The following is a 15,108-nucleotide window of genomic DNA, read 5'->3' as shown; positions in this document are numbered from 1 at the left end:
GGACGGCCCTCAGCCGGGGAAGCGCCCCGTCGCCCGCAGGTGCCACCGCCGCTCGGCGTAGGCCAGGTCGTCCCGCCACAGCCGGGCCGCCGCCGTCCGCATCACCGGCCGCAGGAGCGGCGCGGCCCGGCGGACGAAGGCGAAGCCGGGGCGGTCGGAGGCGGCCAGTACGGCCTCGGTCACCGCGGTCCGCGGCCTGCCCCGGTCGTCCGGCGCGAGCGGGGTCGCGTGGGTCTCCACCACCGAGCCCGCGCCCTCGCCCGAGGTGATCCGCATGACGACGGTACGCGGCCCCGGCGCGGTGAAGACGGCACGCACCGGCACCACCAGGCGCCCGGCCACCTTGAAGGAGACGTCCACCTCGAAGCGGTCCTCCGCCTCCTCCTCCGTGGCGGGCCGCCCCACCACGGTCAGGTCGACAAACGAGTACGGGTGCAGCCAGGCCCCGTGCCAGGGGTCCAGCCGGTTGGCCACGATGTCCTCGGGCTCGCACACGCCGACGCCCTCGTACGTGGCCGTCAGCCCGCGCCCCGCAGCCGGACGCTCCGGTACGACGGGTGCCTCCAGCGGCGCCTCCCCGCCGAGCCCGTCCAGCCGCACCCAGAGCAGTACCCCGTCGTCGAAGGCCGGGTACGGCTCCCAGCCCGCGAAGGGCGTGCCGTCGAGGCCGAGCCCGTGCCAGTGGCACACCAGCGTCCCGCAGCGTACGGGGCTGTCCGCGAGGGGCGCCCCGAGGTGCGGGCAGCTGCCCGGCCCGGCATGCGGCCGGCCGTCGGCGCCGCGCCAGACCACCACCTCGCGGTCGCCCACCGTACGGGCCAGGGGCCGGCTGTCGCCGAGGGCGGCGGAGGATCCGACGACGTACCAGTTCCCGGCGGGCCGGGCCTGCGCCCGTTTCAGGGCCGCGGCGATGAGGCCGGGCTTCGCGTCCCGCCAGGTCGGCCGCTGCCGGTCCCACGGCACGGGCCGCCGGCGCAGCGAGAGCGGCAGCCTGGCCCGCCGTGCGGGCGGTTCGGGGCTCATACGACCTCCTCGGAAGCGGCTCGGGCGGGGCCCGAGGACGGCACCGCAGCGCCGCTTTCGCCGGCCGGGCCGAGCCCCCGGCGGGCCAGCCGGGCCGCCGCCACCCGGGCCAGCGCCCCCGCGGCGACCCTCGCCCGCCTGCGGCGCGTCACCAGGGAGCGGCGGTGCAGCACGGTGTAGCCGTCCCGGGCGACGGCGTCGAGGATGCCCCCGTAGAGCACGTAGGCGGTGCGGATGCACGGCCGGGACACCGGATCGAGCATGGCGAGGCCGGGCCACGCCTCCCGGTAGACCCGCCGGGTCAGCGCCTCGAACTCCCGCAGGGCGGCCAGCACCCGGCGGTCCTGGCGGCCCGTGGCCCGGCACCAGTGCAGCAGCTCCCGGTCGACGCCGTGCCCGCCGAGCAGATCGGCCGGCAGGTAGACGCGCCCCCGGTCGAGGTCCTCGCCGACGTCCCGCAGGAAGTTGGTGAGCTGGAAGGCGATACCGAGGGCCGCCGCGTGCGGCTCGGCCACCTCCCGGGGTACGACCGTGCCCAGGACGGGCAGCATCTGGAGCCCGATCACCGCCGCCGAGCCGTGCATGTAGCCGAGCAGATCGGCATAGCGGGGGTACGCCGTCACCTCCAGGTCGGACCGCATCGCGGTCATGAAGTCCTGGAAGTGGCGGTGGTCGATGCCGTAGCGGCGGGCGGTGTCGGCGAGGGCCACCACCACCGGCTCCGCGCCGCCGCCCTCCCGCAGCCCTTCGTCCAGCCGCCGGTGCAGGGCCGCGAGCCGGGCGCCGCGCAGGCCGTCGTCCGCCGCCGGATCCGTGGAGTCGACGATGTCGTCGGCCCAGCGGGCGAAGCCGTACAGCGCGTGCACGGCGGGCCTGCGGCCGGCCGGCAGGAGGCGGGTGGCCAGGAAGTACGTCCGCCCGTGGGCCGCGTTGAGCTCGCGGCAGCGGGCGTACGCGGCGCGCAGCACCGGGTCGGTGATGCCCGCCGCGTCGAGCTCGCGTCCGGTCATCGGGCCGCCCCCCGGGCCTGGGCGGCGGGGCGCCGGACGCCGCCGGTGATCCGGGCAGCCGCCAGCTTGCCCGACACCAGGGCGGTGGGGACGCCGACGCCGGGGGTGGTGCCGCAGCCGGCCAGTACGGCGTTCTCCGTGCCCCGGACCAGGTTGCGCGGCCGGAAGGGGCCGGTCTGCAGGAAGGTGTGGGCCGCCGAGAAGGGGGTGCCCGCCGCATGCCCCTGGGCCAGCCAGTCGGCGGGGGTGACCAGGCAGTCGTCCTCGACGGCCGCCTCGATGCCGTGCAGCCCGCGCCGGTCCAGTACGCGCAGCAGCTCGCCCCGGTAGCGCGGCCCGAGCTCGCCCCACGCGGCGCCCCCGGGCCCGATCTCGGTATTGGGGCAGGGGGCGAGGATGTAGTGGAGATGGCGGCCGGGCGGTGCGAGGGCGGGATCGGTGGCGGTGGGCCGGGTGATGAGCAGCGACGGATCGCTCATCAGCCGCCCGTGCCGGGTGAGTTCGTCGAAGGTGGTCCGCCAGGCGGCCCCGAACGAGATGGTGTGGTGGGCGAGTTGGGGCCAGGTGCGGTCCGTGCCCACATGCAGGACGACGGCGGACGGGGAGTGCCGCAGCCGGACCGGCCGGCGTGGGCGGCGGCCGAGGAGCCGGTAGCTGACGGGCAGGTCCGCGGTGAGGACCACCGCGTCGCAGGCGATCCGGTCCCGCGCGGTGACGACGGCGGTGATCCGGTCGCCGGAGCGCTCCAGTACGGTCACCGGCTCGCCGAACCGCAGTGCGGCGCCCGCGTCGGCGGCGGCGTCCGCCATGGCCCGCGGCAGGGCGTGCATACCGCCGCGCGGGAAATAGACCCCGGCCACGGTGTCCATGTAGGCGATGACGGCGTAGGCGGCGAGGGCCCGGGCCGGCGGCACGCCCGCGTACAGGGACTGGAAGGAGAACACCCGCCGCAGCCGCTCGTCCTTGAGGAAGCCGCCGATGCGCCGGTCGAGGCGCCCGAAGCCGCCGAGCGCCGCCAGCCGGGCGAGATCGCCGGTCAGCAGGTCGAGGGGGGAGTCGAAGTTCGCGTCGATGAAGCGGCGCATCTGCACCCGGTAGAGCTGTTCCAGCCAGGCGCGCAGCCGCAGGTAGCCCGCCGCCTCACGGGGTCCGGCGAAGGCTTCGACCGCCGCGGCCATCGCCTCGCCCCCGGTGTGCACGTCCAGGCTGCTGCCGTCCGCGAACGCGGCCCGGTAGGCCGGGTGCAGGGGGATCAGCTCCACCCGCCGGGCCAGGCTGTCGCCGACCGCCGCGAAGGCTTCGTCGGCGAGGTCGGGCATCGTCAGCACGGTCGGGCCGGTGTCGACCCGGTAGCCGCCGAGGTGCAGACGCCCCGCGCGCCCGCCGGGCTGCTCGTCCCGCTCGACCACGGTGACCCGGCGGCCCGCTCCCCGCAGGTGCAGGGCCGCCGACAGCCCGGCCAGCCCCGCCCCGACCACCACCACATGGTCCGTGCGCCCGCTCACGGTACGGGTCATCGCCCGCCTCCCGCCGCGCCGGAACCGGCCGCGGCGGGCGCGGGGGAGGGGTGGTCGGGTGCCCGGGAGGTGGCCTGGGCGGCCAGCAGCCCGCGCAGCCGCCGGGCGGCCTGCGCGTCGGGCAGCGCGCCCGCGCCGTCGAAGTGCCGCAGCCCCCGCGCCACCAGCCGCCCGATCTTCGCCTCCACCGCCGCGCGGGCACCCGTACGCACCAGCACCTCCCGTACCTCGTCCAGGCCGCGCTCCGTCAGATCCGTGTCTCCGAGGGCCCGTTCGAGCACCGCCAGCGCCTTGGTGTCGCCCAGGGCGCGGGCGCGTGCCACCGCCGACGCGGCCAGATAGGTCGGCTTGCCCTCGCGTACGTCGCCCCCGCAGCCCTTGCCCGTGTGCCGCGGGTCGCCGAAGGCGTCGTCGAGGTCGTCGCGCAGCTGGAAGGCCATGCCCACGCAGCGCCCCGCCGAGCTCAGCGCCCGCAGGGTGCGGCCGTCCGCGCCCGCCACCGCCGCGCCGAGGGACAGCGGGCGCTGGACGGAGTACAGGGCGCTCTTGAGGTGCGCGGCGCGCAGGGCCTGCTGCGGGGAGCGGGCCCCGGTGAGCTGGCCGCGCAGGTCCAGGAACTGACCCGCCACCATCTCGGTGCGCAGATCGGCCCACACCTCGCGCACCACGGCGGCCGTCCACGGGTCGAGCTCCGTGCCCGCCACCACGTCGTCCGCCCAGACGAGCGCGAGGTCCCCGGCCAGGACCGCGGCCGCCTCCCCGAAGCGGGCGGCGCCCTCCGGCGAGGCGAGGCCGTCGCAGCGGTCCCGCAGGTCGGTGTGGAGCGCGGGGCGGCCGCGGCGCAGTACCGATCCGTCCATCACGTCGTCGTGGACGAGGGCGCAGGTCTGGAGCAGTTCGAGCGCGGCGCCGATCCGCAGGGCGGCCGTCGCCGTGGCCGTGTCCTCCCCGCCGCAGGCGCGCATCGACCACCAGAGCAGCTGGGAGCGGGTGCGTTTGCCGCCGTCCCGGGTGAAGCGCGCGACACGCCCGGCCAGTTCACCGGCGAAGAGGGCGTCCAGCGCCCCGGCCCGCGCGAGCCGGGGCGCGAGCAGCGCCTCCAGCATCTCCCCCACGGCCGCCGGTACGTCCGCGTCCACCGTCCGGGGTGCGACGCCGGGGAGGGCGGTCCCCTCCGGGGCGGCCACGCCGTGCGCCGCCCCCGCCACCGCGCGGCCGGCGCGCCGGTGCCGTGGCGCGGACCCCGTCGAGGCCACCAGATAGGGAACGGGTGGCGACGTGGTCGCGGAGTGGTCCTTCGCCGGGGTCCGGCGCATCCCGGTTCCTCTCGTCGTGGTGGCGGATCCTCGTGGTGTCGAACGCTCACCACCTGTGCCTTCGGTCCCTTCCCGTGATACGGATGCGATCCGGAGTAAATGACCGAAAAGCGAGGGAATGCCATCGTCCGGACGCGGCCGACCAGGTGACCGCGGCAGCGGAGCGCATCCGATTCCGCGCCGGAACGGGAAACCCCCGCAAGCGGGAACCCCGTAGCAACGGGAAAACCTCTTGCTCACGCACGCGCACCCGGAAGGACAGGACCGTGCTGGAAGCGGACGTGGCGGTCATCGGGGCGGGAGCCGCCGGCCTGTCCCTGGCCCACCGGCTGAACGGCCACCGGCCCGTGGGCCGCACCCCGTCCGTGGTCCTCGTCGACGCCCCGCCCGGCCCGCTGCGCCCGGCCCCGCGCACCTGGTGCTTCTGGGAGTCCGGCCGCGGCCGCTTCGACGCCGCCGTGCGCGCCCACTGGGACCGTCTGCGGGTACGGCCGCCCACCGGCCCGCCCGTCGTGTCCGGCATCGCCCCGCTGCGGTACAAGATGATCCGCTCCGACGCGTTCGAAGCCCTCGTCGCCCGCGACCTCACGCACAGCCCCAACGTCCGCCGCCTGGAAGCCACCGTGGACACCGTCGAGGAGATCCCCGGGGGCGCCCACGTACGGATGACCGGCCCCGACGGCCGCGGGCGCGCCCTCCGGGCCCGCTGGGTGTTCGACTCCCGCCCCCTGGGCAGTCTCCCGGCCGCCCGCACCACCCTCCTCCAGCACTTCCACGGCTGGTTCGTCCGGACCGCCCGCCCCGCCTTCGACCCGGCCACGGCGGAGCTGATGGACTTCCGGACCCCGCAGCCCGCCCACGGCCTCTCCTTCGGCTACGTCCTGCCCGTCGGGCCGCACGAAGCCCTGGTGGAATACACCGAGTTCTCCGCCCGCCCCCTGACCGCGAGCGGCTACACGAGCGCCCTGCGCCAGTACGCGGACGAGGTGCTGGCCCTCGGCGACCTGGACGTCCTCGCCACCGAGACCGGGGTGATCCCCATGACGGACGCCCCGCTGCCACGCCGTGTCGGCAGCTCCGTGTTCCGCATCGGCGCCGCCGGTGGCGCCACCCGCCCGTCGACGGGCTACACCTTCGCCGGACTCCAGCGCCAGACCCGCGCCGTCGCCGCCGCGCTCCGGCAGGGGCGGCGCCCGGAGCCCCCGGCCGCCCATGCGCCACGGGCCCGCGCCATGGACGCCGTACTGCTGCGCGCCCTGGACACCGGACGGGTCGACGGGCCCGAGCTGTTCTGCCGGCTCTTCGCCCGCGTCCCTGCGGCCCGGCTCCTGCGCTTCCTCGACGGACCCACCAGCCTGTTCGAGGACCTGGCCGTCGGACGGCATGCCCCGGCCGGGCCCATGCTGCGGTCGGCGCTCGAACTGCCCACGCTGCCCCGCCGCCCCTTCGCCTGACCCCGCCCGTCCACCACCCCGTTCCTGGAGCCCGTATGACCCTGCTGCGCGACGAGGACCTCGCCGCGGCGTTCGACCACGCCTCCCGCAGTTACGACGCCCTGGTCGCCGCCAACCCCGGCTACCACGCCCACCTGCGCCGCTCGGTACGCCGCCTCGGCCTGCCCGGCCACGGCGAAGGGCTGCGCGTCCTGGACCTCGGCTGCGGCACCGGCGCCTCCACCGCCGCGCTCCGCTCCGTGCTCCCGGCCGCCGAGATCACGGCCGTCGACGCCTCCGCGGGGATGCTGGCCCGCGCCGCCGCCAAGCCCTGGGCGGACGGGGTCCGCCTGGTCCACGCCCCGGCCGAACAGCTCGCGGAGGCGGGCGTGGGAGGCCCCTTCGACGCGGTGTTCGCCGCCTACCTCTTCCGCAACCTCACCGATCCCGACGCCGTCCTCGGCTCCGTCGCAGCCGTGCTGCGACCGGGCGGACGGCTCGGGGTGCACGAGTACAGCCTCAGCGGACGGCCCGCCGACCGGGCGGTGTGGACCCTGGTCTGCCGGGGCCTTGTCCAGCCCGCCGCGACCCTGCTGGGCGACGGCCCGCTCTACCGGCACCTGTGGCGGAGCGTCGTCGGCTTCGACCGGGCCGACCAGTTCACGGCCCGGATCCGCCGCGCCGGCTTCCACCGGGTCCGCGCCCTGCCGCTGCCGGGCTGGCAGACGGGCATCACCCACACCTTCGTCGCCGCCCGCACCGCGGAAGGCCACCGATGACCGGGCCCGCCCGCCGCGGCCGCGACCGGCGCGCCCGCGTCCTCCCGGCCCTCCCGGGCTCCCGCCGGGCCACCCGCCGGCACACGGCCGCCGTGATCGGCGGCGGCATCGCCGGGCTCGCCGCCGCCACCGCCCTCGCCGAACGCGGGGTCACCGTCACCCTGTACGAGCGCGAGCCCTACCTCGGCGGCCGGGCCGGCGGCTGGCCCACCCGGCTGCGCGACGGCACCACCGTGACGATGAGCCGCGGGTTCCATGCCTTCTTCCGCCAGTACTACAACCTCCGGGGCCTGCTGCGGCGTACGGACCCCGCCCTGGCACGGCTGGCCCCGCTGCCCGACTACCCGCTGCTGCACGCCGAGGGCGCACGCGACAGCTTCCGTCACGTGCCCCGCACCCCGCCCTGGAGCGCGCTGGCCTTCGCCGCCCTCAGCCCGTCCTTCCGGCTGCGGGACCTGCGCGCCATGAGCCCGATGAAGGCCCTGCCGCTGGTCGACATCCGCGTGCCCGAGGTCTACCACCGCCTCGACGGCATCAGCGCCCACGACTTCCTCGACGCCGTCAACTTCCCGCCGCAGGCCCGCCACCTGGCCTTCGAGGTGTTCTCCCGGAGCTTCTTCGCCGACCCGCGCCGGCTCTCGGCCGCCGAGATGGCCCTGATGTTCCACATCTACTTCCTGGGTTCCGCCGAGGGCCTGCTCTTCGACGTGCCCCGCTCGCCCTACCCCCAGGCCCTGTGGGCCCCGCTCGCCTCCTACCTGGAGAGCCATGCGGCCGAGGTGCGTACCAGCAGTCCCGTGGAGCACATCGCCCCCGCCCGTACCGGCGGGTTCGAGGTCGCGGGGGAGCGGGAGGAGCGCCACCACGACGCCGTCGTCCTCGCCCTGGACTCCACCGGGCTGCGCTCCCTCGCCGCCCGCTCGGAGCGGCTGGGCGACCCCGCCTGGCGGGAGCGGGTGGCGCGGCTGCGCCCGGCCCCGCCCTTCCTGGTCACCCGGCTGTGGCTGGACCGGCCCGTCGCCGCCGACCGGCCGGGCTTCCTGGGCACCAGCGGCTTCGGTGGCCTCGACAACATCAGCGTGCTGGAGCGCTGGGAGGACGAGGCGGCCGTCTGGGCGGCCCGTACCGGCGGATCGGTGGTGGAACTGCACGCGTACGCCGTCGAACCCGGGGCCGCGCGCCCCGACCAGGAGCGCCAGCTCCTCGGCCAGTTGCACCGCGTCTACCCGGAGACCCGCGCGGCCGGGGTGGTCGACGTACGCCACGAATGGCGGCAGGACTGCCCGCTGTTCCCGCTGGGCGGCCATACCGACCGCCCTACGGTCCGCACCGGGGACCCTGCGCTGGTGGTCGCCGGGGACCACGTCCGTACCGACCTGCCGGTGGCCCTCATGGAACGGGCGGCGACGACCGGCTTCCTCGCCGCGAACGCCCTGCTGGAGGGATGGGGAGTACGGGGCCAGACCCTGTGGACGGTCCCGGACCGCGGCCGTGACCCCGTACTGCGCACGGCGGCCGCCTGGGCGGCCGCCCGCCGCTGAGCGCCGCGCCGGCCCTCAGTGCCCGAGGGCGCTCTTGAGCTGCTGCTTGCTCATGGTCGAGCGGCCCTCGATGCCGCGCTTCTTGGCTTCCTGGTAGAGCTCGTCCTTCGTGCGCCCGGAGGAGTCGGCGCCGCCCGAGGACTTCTGGCCGCCGCGCTGGGAGGCGGACTTGCCCTGGACGGAGCCGCGGCTCGCGGTCTTGGTCTCGCCGGAGCGGGCGCGCTCCTTGTTCACCGTCCGGGAGGCCATCTCCTTGGCGCGGGAGGGGGACATGCCGCGCTCCTCGCCGGACTCCTTGATGTGCTCGTACTGCCGTTCACGCTGGGAACCGGAACCTCGGGGCATGACACGCCCTTTCGTGACGGGGGTGGGGGGTTGGAACCACACGCACAGCCTGCCCGCGCCCCGCCACCCCCGCATCCCGGCAGCCCGGCATCCGGCCCACCGCCGTTCAGGGCACCGGCGTCCTCGCCGGGACCGTGACCGGAGCCGGGCGAACGGGTCAGGAGGAAGGCGGGTAGGGAGCGGCCTTGAGGCGGCGGGCCAGGTGCGCGGTGTTGGCCGCGAGGGTGGCCGTCGTCGCGGCCGTCTTCTCGGGAACCTCGTCCAGGTCCTGGTAGTCGGTGCCCTGCATGGCCTCACCCACCCAGTAGGTGACGGCGTTCGGCGCGAGGGAGAAGCCGACGTCGTTCAGGCCCTGGAACAGATCCGCGCTGACCTTGTGCGCGCCGTCCTCGTTGCCGACCACGCAGACCCCGGCGACCTTGCCGAAGGTGAGCATGCGGCCCTCGTCGTCGGTCTCGCCGAGCTCCGCGTCCAGCCGTTCCAGTACCCGCTGGGCGATGCTGGAGGGGTGGCCGAGCCAGATCGGCGTCGACAGGATCAGGATGTCGCAGGCGAGGACCGTCTCGCGGATCTCCGGCCATGCGTCGCCGTCGCCCATGTCGGTCTTCACACCCGGCTTCACGTCATGGTCCGCGATCCGGATGACCTTGCCCGTGACCCCGTGCTCGGAGAGCGCGGCCATGGTCTGCTCGGCCAGGAGCTGGGAGCTGGACGGAGCGGGCGACGGGGAGAGCGTGCAGACGAGCGCGACGGCGCGCAGCGGGGTGTTGCCGGTGGCGCCCGTGGTGTCGGTGGTGTTCATGCGGTCCGGCTACCCGGAGGTGCACGCGCCATCCCGCCTTTTCTCCCGATACCAGCCGATCGGTACGGGAACCAGCGCGTCCGGCGGCGGTCAGCCGCCGAGGGCCGCCTCGCGCTTGCGCCCGCGGCCGTCGGGGTGCAGGACCACCTTGGTCCAGCCGTCGTCGCGGTTGTCGAAGTGCTCGTAGGCGGCGGGCGCCTCGTCGAGCCCGAGCTCGTGCGACACCAGGAAACCCGGCTCGGCCTTCCCGCCCGCGATCAGGTCGCGCAGCGCCCGGTTGTAACGCTTGACCGGAGCCTGGCCGGTACCGATCCGCTGCCCCTTGAACCACAGCATCCCGAAGTCGATCGGGATCTTGCCCTGCGCTTCCAGCGACCCCTGCGCCTCGGCTCCGCCCGGGTCCTCGGGGATGAACACCCCGACCACACCGAGGCTGCCGGTGAAGCGCACGGCGTCGATCAGCCCGTTCATGGTCAGGCTCGCGTCCTCCTGGCCCTGCGGATCGTGCGCCTGGTAGCCGACGCACTCGCAGCCGTTGTCCGCCCCGAGCCCCAGGGTGGCCTCCTTGACCACCTCACCCGGGTCCTGCTCGGAGGTGTTGATCGGGATGGCGCCGATCTGCTCGGCCAGCCGCAGCCGGTCCGGCTGGTGGTCGGCGACCCACACCCGCCCGGCGCCCCGGAGGATCGCCGAGTAGGCGGCCATCAGGCCGACGGGACCGGCCCCGTAGACGATCGTCTGGTCACCGGGCTTCACCTGCGCCATCTCGGTGGCGTGGTAGCCGGTGGGGAAGATGTCGGCCAGCATCACATAGTCCAGCTGGCGCTCGGCCGCGTCCTCGCCCAGCCGCAGCGCGTTGAAATCGCCGTACGGTACGCGCAGCAGCTCGGCCTGGCCGCCCTGGTACGGGCCCATCTCCGCGAAGCCGTAGGCGGCGCCGGCCATGTCGGCCTTGGGCTGCATGGTCAGGCAGTAGTTGGTCAGGCCCTGCTCGCACTGCTTGCAGAAACCGCAGGCGATGTTGAACGGCAGGACCACCCAGTCGCCCACCTGGACCTTGGTGACCGCCTGGCCGACCTCGACGACCTCGCCCAGGTTCTCGTGCCCCATGGCCCGGCCGGTCTCGAAGGAGGTCCTGCCCTCGTACATGTGCAGGTCGGATCCGCAGATATTGGTGGTCGTGATCCGGACGAGGATGTCGCAGGGGTGCTCGATCCGCGCGTCGGGGACGTCCTTGACCGTCACCGTGCGGGGACCTTCGTACACTGCCGCTTTCATGATCACTCCTTACCCGCCGCCGCGCCCGGCGCTGCGTGGAAGCCGGTCCGGCGGCGATCGATGCCCTGGGAGGGGGCTCCGACAGGCGGCTCCGAGAGGGGGCTCCGCCGCCGTCGTGCCCGGCGCGGGCCCGGCTCCCGGGAGTGGTCGGCGCCTGCCCGGAGGCGGGGGCGGGAAACGCGAAGGGCGCGCCGGGTGCCGTACGTCGCTCCGGGCGCGCGGGGCCCCACGTATACCCGGGACATACCGGGGCACGCGCACAGATACGGGGCGGATATGAACGCAGTCCGGCCCGTCGGTGCTCCAGCACCTCGGCACTCCAGCACAGGAAGGCAGGCGAGCGGAGCCATGGCCAAGCAGCAGAAGGGGTCTCAGCCCCGGCACGGGGAGGGACCGAGCCGCCACAAGGGAACCGAGCAGCACGGCTGGTCCCCCGACGTGGACAGCACCCGCACCCAGGACAACCCGAGCGCCCATCGCTCGTTCCACCCCGACGAGTACGCCCCGGAGAAGGGCCCGGGCCGTATCCCCTCCAAGGAGGAGTCGGGCAACCCGCACGGCAGGTCGGTGCCGAGCACGGGCCGCAGCGGCCAGGACCAGGCGAAGGGCAGCGGCGGCGAGAAGGGCATGCACGACACCGGCACCAAGGGCCGCAGCAAGCGCCCGACCGGCACCCGCGACGCCTCCGCCGTGACGGGCGTCGACCCCCAGGACGCCCCGCACGACCGCCCGGCCCACTGACCCACCCCGGGACCGCCGCCGACGCGAAGCAGCAGGCGCCGGCGGCGGGCGCGTGTCCGGGCGGGCGCCGCTACCGCCCCCGCTCAGTGCTCGGCGCGCCGGTGGTCCTCGTCGCTCCATGCGCGGGTGTCGCGGGGCTCCACGTACGGCTCCTCGTCCTCGGGCAGTCCACCGACGATCGCGCGCTGGCGCACCATCTCCGCGTCGAACTCCAGGCCGAGCAGGATCGCCAGGTTCGTGATCCACAGCCAGACCAGGAAGATGATCACGCCGGCGAGGGTGCCGTAGGTCTTGTTGTAGGACGCGAAGTGCGTGACGTAGAAGGCGAAACCGGCCGAGGCGGCCATCCAGATCAGCAGCGCCAGGAAGCTGCCGGGGGTCACCCACTTGAATCCGCGGCCCTTGGCGTTCGGGGCGGCCCAGTACAGCACGGCGATCATGATCGTGACGAGCAGCACCAGCACCGGCCACTTCACGATGGACCACACGGTCAGGGCGGTGTCCCCGATGCCGAGGGCGGTCCCCACCTGCCGGGCCAGGGATCCGGAGAAGACGACGATGAGGGCGCTGGCGCAGGCCAGGATCATCAGCGTGAGGGTGAGCACCAGGCGCAGCGGGAGGATCTTCCACACCGGACGGCCCTCGGGCATGTCGTAGACGGCGTTCGACGTACGGATGAAGGCGGCGATGTAGCCGGACGCCGACCACACGGCCACGAGGAGGCCGACGACGGCGAGGAGGGAGCCGATCCCGGAGTTGCCCTGGAGGCCCTCCACCGCGTTGGTGATCACGTCCCGCGCCGAGCCGGGAGCCAGCTTCCGCAGGTTGTCCAGGACCTGCTGGGTCGCGGACTCGCCCGCGAGGCCCAGCAGGGACACCAGCACGAGCAGCGCGGGGAACAGCGCCAGGACCCCGTAGTACGTCAGCGCCGCGGCCCGGTCGGCGAGCTCGTCGTCCTGGAACTCCTTGAAGGTCCCGCGCAGGACCGCCTTCCACGACCGCCGGGGCATCTCGGTGGGCTGGTCGGGCGCGCGCTCCTCCACGAGCGGGTCCGGCCCCGGCGTGCTCGCGCGGCCGGTGTCCTCGTTCTGGCTGTCCTGGCTGTCCTGGCTGTCCTGGCTGTCCTGGCTGTTCTCGCTGTTCGGGTTGCGCGGGCCGTGCTCTGGTGTGCGTGTCATACCTGGCGGCTTTCCAGACCGGCGGCAGTCATGTACGCGTACGTACGCCGGCTGCGCGGGCCGCTCGCTCAGGCGCGGGGCGCCCGGCGCGCGGTGGCGGCGGCACAGCGCACGCAGGTGGTCGCCGCGGGGCGGATCTCCAGCCGCTCGGGTGCGATGGCCCCGCCGCAGCCTTCGCACAGCCCGTAGCCGCCCTGGTCGAGCCGTTCCATCGCCCGGTCCAGCTCGTCCAGGTGCTCGCGGGCCTGCGCCAGCAGGGCGGCGACATGGGCCCGCTCGAAGGCGGTGGTCCCGCCCTCGGGATCGTGCTCGTCGTCCACGGCCACCAGCGCGTTCGCCGCGACGATCCCGTCGAAGTCCCGCTGCAGCGCGGCCACCCGCGCGAGGGTGTCCTCCCGATCGCCAACGACCCGCGCGCGGGCGCCGCCGAAGCCGGTCCTGTCCGAGCCGCTGTCACCCATGGCTGAGCCAACGCGGCCGGGGGGCCCGGGATTCCCTCCGGACGGGCGACGGAGGCGCTGGCGCGGGTGCCGGTGAGGACGCGGAGCCCTCGCGATCGGGCTCGCGCACCCGGGCCCACGGTGTTCACACGTGCACCGGCGCGGCCTCGTATCCACGGCACGGCGGTCGCGACCGCTAGGAACGGGCAGCCGACGTACCTCTCCCGGGCCGGGAGCGTTCATGACGAGGTCCTGCGCGCCCAGCGGCTGGCGCCGGCACCGAACGGTGCGCAGGAGAAGCGGATCCTCGCACCGGTGACCGACCTGTACCACTGGTGCAGCACCTGCTGCTGAGCGGACCGGTTCACCCTCGCCTGCGCTCCCATACCGGCCGCCGACATCGCCAGCGCCCCCCCCGCGCCGACGACGGCCTGGCCGAACGGGTCGGCAGACCCACCGCACCCCACCCTCCGCGACCACTGCGGTCACGCGCTACCCACCAGGTCAGGACAGCGGATCACCACCAGCCAACCCCGGCCCGCTACGGCTGCGCCACGAACCCGACCCCCACCGCCCGCACCCCCGTGCAAGACAGCCGCACCGGGGGACCCCCTCACGGCGGCAGCTCGGCACCGGTGCCGCACCCCCGCCCGCAGCCTCGGCGGCGAGCCGGACGGGCAGGTGCGCCGACCGCGTCGCAAGCACCGGGGGCCGCGCCCCGCCCGCACCCCCCGGCGGCGAGCCGAACGGGCCAGCCCGCCGACCGCGCCGCGCAGGCCACCGCCTCGCGTCGTCAGGGAAGCTCGCGCGGCAGGATGGCGACGACGGTCTTGCCGCCCCGGTGGAAGCGGACGAAGGTCTCGGGGGCGAGGGTCTTGACCATCCGCCAGCCGAAGCCACCCGGCGACTGCGGGGACCGCGGCCGCAGCCGGGGCGGGAGCGGCGAGCGGTCGGAGACCATCACGGTGATCCGGCCGTCCCGCACGGACACCTGGAAGCCGGTGACGCCGCCCGCGTGGCGATGGGCGTTCGCGACCAGCTCGCTGACCACCATCAGCACCCGCTCGACCAGCTCCGGCGACGCCTCCGCCTCGGCCAGGACACGCCGCGCGCTCTCCCGGGCCTGTGCGGAACTCATCCGGCCCGGGAAACCCGGCCTGCTCAATCGGGGCCTCATGCCCTGCGGCTGCCCCGGGCGCGGCGAGAGATTCCGGCCGAGGTGGCCTGAGTGACGAGCCCGGTCAGCTGGCGCGGTCGGTGGCGGTGTTCTCGATCTCGAACAGCGCGAGCGCGCCGGTCATCTCCATCAGCCGGTGCAGCTGCTTCGGGAGGGGCCCGCGCAGAGCGACGGGGCGGGTGTTCCGCAGCCGGATCAGGGCGTTCAGGAAGCTGGAGTCGGCGAAGGTCACCTGGGTGACATCGAGGACGAGGAGTCGGGCCGGATGCCGCCTGTCGTCACAGGCATCGACCAGCAGTCCGGTGGTGTCCAGGTCGAATTCGCCCGAGCAGACAACCACCCGCACGCCGTTTGCCTCGCCCCGGACCGTCACCTTGGGCGCGATCACGCTGCCTCCCAGAACACAAGTCGATCTACGCATAGCGACCATACGGGATCGTCCACTCGCACCGATAGCCACGAAACGAAGATCATCCGTTCGCTGGCCGGACAACGCGGGCGCAGGCCGTCCCACCTGCGGCTTCCGTG

The 15,108-nt window shown here is 74.8% G+C and carries 15 protein-coding genes; 4 read left to right on the top strand and 11 right to left on the bottom strand.

Annotated features, from left to right (window positions below; genetic code table 11):
- Positions 1–9: 9 nt before the first annotated feature.
- Genes ABZ873_RS20580 through ABZ873_RS20565 form a run of 4 tightly spaced genes read right to left on the bottom strand, consistent with a single transcriptional unit; the run spans position 10 to position 4,866 of the window.
- Positions 10–1,023 carry a DUF5914 domain-containing protein gene (locus ABZ873_RS20580; protein ID WP_360873834.1) on the bottom strand — a complete coding sequence of 338 codons (1,014 nt, stop codon included), beginning with the start codon at positions 1,021–1,023 and terminating at the stop codon, positions 10–12.
- Positions 1,020–2,033 (bottom strand): phytoene/squalene synthase family protein, encoded by a 1,014-nt coding sequence (locus ABZ873_RS20575; protein WP_360873831.1) that lies wholly within the window; start codon positions 2,031–2,033, stop codon positions 1,020–1,022. The genes ABZ873_RS20580 and ABZ873_RS20575 overlap by 4 nt, the downstream gene beginning before the upstream one ends.
- Positions 2,030–3,550, bottom strand: coding sequence for a phytoene desaturase family protein (crtI, locus tag ABZ873_RS20570; RefSeq protein WP_360873828.1), 1,521 nt, complete (start codon positions 3,548–3,550; stop codon positions 2,030–2,032). Before crtI ends, ABZ873_RS20575 begins: the two co-directional genes overlap by 4 nt.
- Positions 3,547–4,866: a polyprenyl synthetase family protein gene (locus ABZ873_RS20565; protein WP_360873825.1), complete on the bottom strand. Its 1,320-nt coding sequence runs from the start codon at positions 4,864–4,866 to the stop codon at positions 3,547–3,549. The genes crtI and ABZ873_RS20565 overlap by 4 nt, the downstream gene beginning before the upstream one ends.
- 266 nt (positions 4,867–5,132) lie before the next feature.
- On the opposite strand from ABZ873_RS20565, the gene ABZ873_RS20560 reads away from it, so the two are divergent.
- From ABZ873_RS20560 to ABZ873_RS20550, 3 genes are read left to right on the top strand one after another with little or no spacing between them, the layout of a single operon-like run.
- Positions 5,133–6,320, top strand: a complete 1,188-nt coding sequence (locus ABZ873_RS20560) for a lycopene cyclase family protein (protein WP_360873822.1) — start codon at positions 5,133–5,135, stop codon at positions 6,318–6,320.
- Positions 6,321–6,355: 35 nt separating this feature from the next.
- Entirely contained in the window at positions 6,356–7,078 is a 723-nt protein-coding gene (locus ABZ873_RS20555; RefSeq protein WP_360873819.1) for a class I SAM-dependent methyltransferase, read from the top strand.
- Positions 7,075–8,619, top strand: coding sequence for an FAD-dependent oxidoreductase (locus tag ABZ873_RS20550; RefSeq protein ID WP_360873816.1), 1,545 nt, complete (start codon positions 7,075–7,077; stop codon positions 8,617–8,619). Before ABZ873_RS20555 ends, ABZ873_RS20550 begins: the two co-directional genes overlap by 4 nt.
- 15 nt (positions 8,620–8,634) lie before the next feature.
- On the opposite strand, the gene ABZ873_RS20545 is transcribed toward ABZ873_RS20550, so the two are convergent.
- The 3 genes from ABZ873_RS20545 to ABZ873_RS20535 form a co-directional block, all read right to left on the bottom strand.
- Complete coding sequence (locus tag ABZ873_RS20545; RefSeq protein ID WP_360873813.1) at positions 8,635–8,964, bottom strand: plasmid stabilization protein; 330 nt, start codon at positions 8,962–8,964, stop codon at positions 8,635–8,637.
- A 157-nt stretch (positions 8,965–9,121) separates the two neighbouring features.
- Positions 9,122–9,766: an NAD(P)H-dependent oxidoreductase gene (locus ABZ873_RS20540; RefSeq protein WP_360873810.1), complete on the bottom strand. Its 645-nt coding sequence runs from the start codon at positions 9,764–9,766 to the stop codon at positions 9,122–9,124.
- Between the two features lie 90 nt (positions 9,767–9,856).
- The gene (locus ABZ873_RS20535) at positions 9,857–11,044 is read right to left on the bottom strand and encodes a glutathione-independent formaldehyde dehydrogenase (RefSeq protein ID WP_360873807.1); all 1,188 of its coding nucleotides are present in this window, start codon (positions 11,042–11,044) and stop codon (positions 9,857–9,859) included.
- Between the two features lie 348 nt (positions 11,045–11,392).
- Here ABZ873_RS20535 and ABZ873_RS20530 point away from each other — a divergent pair, with 348 nt between their 5' ends.
- Positions 11,393–11,785 (top strand): hypothetical protein, encoded by a 393-nt coding sequence (locus ABZ873_RS20530; protein ID WP_360873804.1) that lies wholly within the window; start codon positions 11,393–11,395, stop codon positions 11,783–11,785.
- An 83-nt stretch (positions 11,786–11,868) separates the two neighbouring features.
- Here ABZ873_RS20530 and ABZ873_RS20525 read toward each other — a convergent pair whose 3' ends face one another.
- The 4 genes from ABZ873_RS20525 to ABZ873_RS20510 form a co-directional block, all read right to left on the bottom strand.
- Complete coding sequence (locus tag ABZ873_RS20525; RefSeq protein ID WP_360873801.1) at positions 11,869–12,963, bottom strand: YihY/virulence factor BrkB family protein; 1,095 nt, start codon at positions 12,961–12,963, stop codon at positions 11,869–11,871.
- Between the two features lie 68 nt (positions 12,964–13,031).
- A complete protein-coding gene (locus ABZ873_RS20520) occupies positions 13,032–13,424 on the bottom strand; it encodes a TraR/DksA C4-type zinc finger protein (protein WP_360873798.1) in 393 nt (130 codons plus the stop codon).
- Positions 13,425–14,196: 772 nt separating this feature from the next.
- On the bottom strand, positions 14,197–14,541 hold the full coding sequence (locus ABZ873_RS20515; RefSeq protein ID WP_360873795.1) for an ATP-binding protein: 345 nt from the start codon (positions 14,539–14,541) through the stop codon (positions 14,197–14,199).
- A gap of 103 nt (positions 14,542–14,644) precedes the next feature.
- Entirely contained in the window at positions 14,645–14,968 is a 324-nt protein-coding gene (locus ABZ873_RS20510; RefSeq protein ID WP_360873792.1) for an STAS domain-containing protein, read from the bottom strand.
- Positions 14,969–15,108: the final 140 nt, after the last annotated feature.

Origin of the sequence: Streptomyces sp. NPDC047014 (genome assembly GCF_040644195.1) — a bacterium.
In the GTDB taxonomy this organism is placed as follows: Bacteria; Actinomycetota; Actinomycetes; order Streptomycetales; family Streptomycetaceae; genus Streptomyces.
The sequence above is the reverse complement of the archived record's forward strand: the minus strand, read 5'-3'. Positions and strand labels throughout refer to the sequence as shown.

Coding starts and splice junctions, on each gene's coding strand:
- ABZ873_RS20580 (WP_360873834.1), bottom strand. CDS start 1,023: ATGAGCCCCGAACCGCCCGCACGGCGGGCCAGGCTGCCGCTCTCGCTG.
- crtI (WP_360873828.1), bottom strand. CDS start 3,550: ATGACCCGTACCGTGAGCGGGCGCACGGACCATGTGGTGGTGGTCGGG.
- ABZ873_RS20565 (WP_360873825.1), bottom strand. CDS start 4,866: ATGCGCCGGACCCCGGCGAAGGACCACTCCGCGACCACGTCGCCACCC.
- ABZ873_RS20575 (WP_360873831.1), bottom strand. CDS start 2,033: ATGACCGGACGCGAGCTCGACGCGGCGGGCATCACCGACCCGGTGCTG.
- ABZ873_RS20515 (WP_360873795.1), bottom strand. CDS start 14,541: ATGAGTTCCGCACAGGCCCGGGAGAGCGCGCGGCGTGTCCTGGCCGAG.
- ABZ873_RS20540 (WP_360873810.1), bottom strand. CDS start 9,766: ATGAACACCACCGACACCACGGGCGCCACCGGCAACACCCCGCTGCGC.
- ABZ873_RS20525 (WP_360873801.1), bottom strand. CDS start 12,963: ATGACACGCACACCAGAGCACGGCCCGCGCAACCCGAACAGCGAGAAC.
- ABZ873_RS20545 (WP_360873813.1), bottom strand. CDS start 8,964: ATGCCCCGAGGTTCCGGTTCCCAGCGTGAACGGCAGTACGAGCACATC.
- ABZ873_RS20520 (WP_360873798.1), bottom strand. CDS start 13,424: ATGGGTGACAGCGGCTCGGACAGGACCGGCTTCGGCGGCGCCCGCGCG.
- ABZ873_RS20555 (WP_360873819.1), top strand. CDS start 6,356: ATGACCCTGCTGCGCGACGAGGACCTCGCCGCGGCGTTCGACCACGCC.
- ABZ873_RS20530 (WP_360873804.1), top strand. CDS start 11,393: ATGGCCAAGCAGCAGAAGGGGTCTCAGCCCCGGCACGGGGAGGGACCG.
- ABZ873_RS20550 (WP_360873816.1), top strand. CDS start 7,075: ATGACCGGGCCCGCCCGCCGCGGCCGCGACCGGCGCGCCCGCGTCCTC.
- ABZ873_RS20535 (WP_360873807.1), bottom strand. CDS start 11,044: ATGAAAGCGGCAGTGTACGAAGGTCCCCGCACGGTGACGGTCAAGGAC.